This is a genomic window from Saccharibacter floricola DSM 15669 (assembly GCF_000378165.1).
GTDB classification, from domain to species: domain Bacteria; phylum Pseudomonadota; class Alphaproteobacteria; order Acetobacterales; family Acetobacteraceae; genus Saccharibacter; species Saccharibacter floricola.
In genome coordinates this window covers 1-4,701 of sequence record NZ_KB899356.1, presented here as the reverse complement: position 1 = coordinate 4,701, position 4,701 = coordinate 1, and the positions used below count along the sequence as shown (strand labels likewise).

At 53.6% G+C, this 4,701-nt stretch carries 1 protein-coding gene; it reads left to right on the top strand.

Features of this window, described 5'->3' with window-relative positions:
• A partial coding sequence (locus tag F457_RS0111440; protein ID WP_018981278.1) for a beta strand repeat-containing protein occupies positions 1-4,701 on the top strand: 4,701 nt, incomplete at both ends.

Below are 4,701 nucleotides of genomic sequence, written 5' to 3'. Positions count from 1 at the left end.
TGGGAGTGGGAACACCACGCTTGAACAGGGCGGTGGCCTGACGCTGAATGGCACTGGGAGTCATTACACAGGTAGCATTACCGGTACGAATGATAAGGGTCTGACGCTTGCCAACGGTGCGACAGCGTTTTTTTCTAGCTCTAGGCAAAATCAGTATCAAGGTGTGACGACGGTTGGCCAGAACGCGAACCTGACGCTGGGGTATGGCGTTATTGGGGCGATTAACAACAGTGGCACGACGACCTTTACGGGTAAGGCCGGGGATGTCACGAACCAATCTGGTACGACGACGTTGACGGGGCAAGTGGGTGCTGTCACCAACCAAGCCGGTACAACCACGCTTATTGGGTCGGCGAGTAGCTTTACTAATCAAGGAACAGCGTTAGCGAATCTTGCTGCGAGGATTACTGGTGCTCTGACAGTGGCGAGCGGTAGCACGGTTCATGCAACGCAGGGTGGTGTGGATGCAGGTTCCCTTAACGGGAGTGGCAACATGACCCTTGCGCAGGGTGCAGGGCTGACTCTGAGGGGTACGGATGGTCATTATACAGGTAATCTTACCGGTACGAATGATGGTGGTTTAACGGTTTCCAACGGTGCGATAGCGACTCTTTCAGGACAAAACAGCTATAGTGGCGATACGACTGTTGGGCCGGGTGCGAACCTGACGTTGAACGGCACTGTCGGGGAGATTACCAACGTTGGCACGACGACCTTTACGGGTAAGGCAGGAGCGATCACTAACTTCGCGGGTCAGACGACGCTTTCCGGCTCAGCGAGCAGTCTGAACAACCAAGGGACGGCGCTTGCGAAGCTTGATGGCGCGACGATTAATGGTGCTGTCACCACGGCTGATGGCAGCACGGTTGATGTCACGCAAAAGGGCGCGCAAGTTGGCACACTCAGTGGGAGTGGTAACACCACGCTTGAGCAAGGCGGTGGCCTGACGCTGACTGGTCAAGGGAGTGATTATTCCGGGGCTATTACCGGTACGAATGATAAGGGTGTCACGCTTGCCAATGGTGCGACGGCAACCCTTTCGGGGCGGAATAACTACCAAGGTGCGACCACGGTTGACGCTGGTGCGACCCTGAACCTTAACTCAACGCTAGCGGGCAAGTTGGTCAATCAGGGAACCACCTTTGTTGATGGAAACGGCCAACATCTTAAGCTTAACTTAGAGAACACAGGGACATTAGGCTATACGAACGCACAGTTCGGCGATGAAGTTAACGCTACGGGCGGTAAAATCGCGTATGGGCGGAATACGACCTTAAATAGCCTTACGGGACAAAGAGGCACAAACACTCTGTTGCAAGATGGCGCGGTTGTGACGCATGGCATTACGACAGAGGATGGCAGTCATCTGACCGTTGGTACAGGTGGAACCAGTGCGAGTTCTCTGAATGGCGCGGGCACCGGGCAGCTTGATGGTGTCCTGACCTTGAAGGGGACAGATGGTGCATCGAGTGTTTATTCCGGCACATTAAATGGCGGCCAGAATGGTGGTATCAGCATTCTAGGAGGGTCGACCACCCTTAACGGAGAGAATAATTACCAAGGTGCGACCACGGTTGGGAAAGATGGAACCCTTCACCTGAACTCAGCGCTTACGGGTAAGCTGGTTAATCATGGGGTCGCTTTCCTTGATGGCAATGGTAGCAAGCTCAATGGTGGCCGAGAGAATTATGGAACTCTGAATTACACCAATGCTCAGCTTGGTGATGAGGAGAATTCAACCGCAGGCTCAACGATTAATTATGGCACCAAAACGACCCTCAATAGTCTCACAGCTAAGGCGGGGACGACGACGGGCTTTGATAATGGTGCGGCCGTCACCGGAGCGGTCAACACAGCAGACGGCAGTAAACTGATCGTTGGGCAAGGCGGCGCTAGTGCGGGCTCACTCAGTGGCAATGGTGCGGGTCAATTTAACGGTCGTCTGACGTTGACTGACGCGAATGGTAACGGCACCTATAGCGGTTCCTTCAATGGTGGCGGACTGACCGTTCATCAGGGAACGGAGACCCTGACAGGTCAAAACCATAATGCCGAGAACACGATTGTTGATCGCACTGGCGGACTGGTCTTAGCGAAGGGCGGCTCACTTGATGGTGCTCTTGAGAATGCGGGCCATAGCACGGTCGCGGGCACACTTGCTGGCGCTGTCATCAATAGCGGTACTTTTGATGGTCAGGCTGGCGGCACAGTTGGGAGCTTGGACAATAAGGGCCAAGCGAACCTTGATGGCACAACGGTTCAGGGCACGTTTAATAACGAGGCAGGCAGCCACTTTAGCGTCACGAACAATGCCACAGCGGGCTCTCTTGCGGGCAGCGGAACTGGGGTTCTGAATGACAAGAGCACCCTGACCCTTACTCATGCGAACCCGACAGATGTTTATAGCGGAGCGATGCACGGCCAGGGGGCGGTTGATGTCACTGGCGGTCTTGCGACCTTGACGGGTCAGAATGATTATACGGGTCTGACGACTGTTGAGAAGGACGCGGGTCTGGCGGTAACGTCAGGTGGCTCTATTACAGCTCTTGAGAATAAAGGAGCGACCACTCTTGACCGCGGAACGGTCACAGGAGCGGTCAACACAGCAGATGGCAGCACGCTGACTGTTGGGCAAGGCGGCGCTAGTGCGGGCTCGCTCAGTGGCAATGGTGCGGGTCAGTTTACTGGTCGTCTGACGTTGACTGACGCGAATGGTAACGGCACCTATAGCGGTTCCTTCAATGGTGGCGGACTGACCGTTCATCAGGGAACGGAGACCCTGACAGGTCAAAACCATAATGCCGAGAACACGATTGTTGATCGCGCTGGAGGACTGGTCTTAGCAAAGGGCGGTTCTCTTGATGGTGCTCTTGAGAATGCGGGCCATAGCACGGTCGCGGGCACGCTTGCTGGCGCTGTCATCAATAGCGGTACTTTTGATGGTCAGGCTGGCGGTACAGTTGGGAGCTTGACGAACACGGGTGATGCTTCTCTTAACCAGAGCAGTGTTGTTGAAGGGGATGTTGCTCAGAATGGAGGCTCGTTTACCCTTGATAAGAGTAAGGTTAACGGCAAGCTCGCTATTGCTTCTGGAACAGCGACCGTCAATTCCGGCACTGTTGCTGGTTCTGTTGATAATGGCGGGAGCTTGTTCGTTAAGAATAACGGTGCTGTCGGTCGTTTGACAAACACAGGTGGTGCTACTCTGAACTCGGGGAGCGTTGTTGAAGGAGACGTTGAGCAAAATAGCGGCTCTTTCAGTTTGACAGGCAGCAAGGTTAATGGCGCTTTAACGGTAGCTGGGGGCGAAGCCACCGTTGACCATGGCAGCGTTGGTGGTGCTGTGACGAACCATAGCACCTTTACGTCACATGGCGGTTCTGTGGGCAGTGTGACCAACACTGGCGCGGCGGTGCTTGACCAGAATAGCGTCGTGGCGGGCGATGTTGAGCAAAATAACGGTTCGTTAACGCTTGATGGTAGTTCAATTAATGGCACGTTGGTTGCAAATGGTGGGCAGATTAAGCTCGACAATGCGGCCAGTTCGGCACGATCGCTGGTGGGTGGTCACGATGTTGCGCTTAATACAGGCCTGACGTTGACCAATGCAGAGAGTCGTTATGATGGTGGATTGTCTGGTGCGGGGAGTTTGACGGTTCAGAACGGCAAAGAAACCCTAACAGGCACGAATACGTATAATGGTTCGACAACCATTGGGCAGGGAGCAACCCTCCAGCTTGGCAATGGTGGCAATACGGGCTCTATTAGCAATACATCCTCTATTAATGATGATGGCACGTTGGCTGTTGATCGCAATGACACAGTAACGATGGGTCAGAACATCACGGGTAATGGTGGGTTTGAGCAAAATGGTTCGGGCACCACTCTTCTTGAGAATAACAATAGCTACAAGAACACAACGTCTGTGAATGCAGGGCGTCTGGAGGTTGATGGCAACCAGAAGGACGCAACTGGGTTAACGACGGTGGCTTCCGGTGCTGCATTAGCTGGGACAGGCACACTTGGCGGTTCTGTCAATGTGGCCTCTCATGGTGTGCTCACGCCGGGGTCAAGCAGCAATCCAACGGGGCTGTTGACGGTTAATGGTAACTTGACCATGAATCCGGGCTCTGTTCTGCAAGTAAATGCTATTGCTCAAAATAGTGGTCAGACGATCAAAGATGATGCAGGCATTTCCTATAATGTGCAGAAGGGGAGTTCTGTTGATGTGAAGGGAACGGCGACCTTCAACAACACATCCTTCCAACTGCACGTAACGGGCGATAAGCAGGTTCAGTATGGGCAGGCTTATGTCTTGGCCTCCTCTGACAAGAATAAAATTAACTTTGTTGGGGATTTGGGGAAAGCTGGACAGGAAATTGCAGCCGGTGCAGGGCTTGTGAGTGGCTCGTCCTTTGTGAGCCCTGTACTGAAAAATATCAGCGACCCTGTATTGGCGCTGGTTATGGAGCGTAACAACGTGTCGTTTTCTGAAGCAGGAACGACAAAAAATACGCGCGCTGCTGGTCTTGGTTTGGATTCTCTTCCAACGTCGAACGCTCTGTCCCAAACTTTTACGGCGATGTCGTCCAAAGAAGCAGGCCGGTATCTGCATACAGTGTCGGGCGAGGTTCATGCGTCTGTTCGGACGGCGCTCATTCAAGACAGCTTCTATGTTCGTCAGGCGGCGTTAGACCGTTT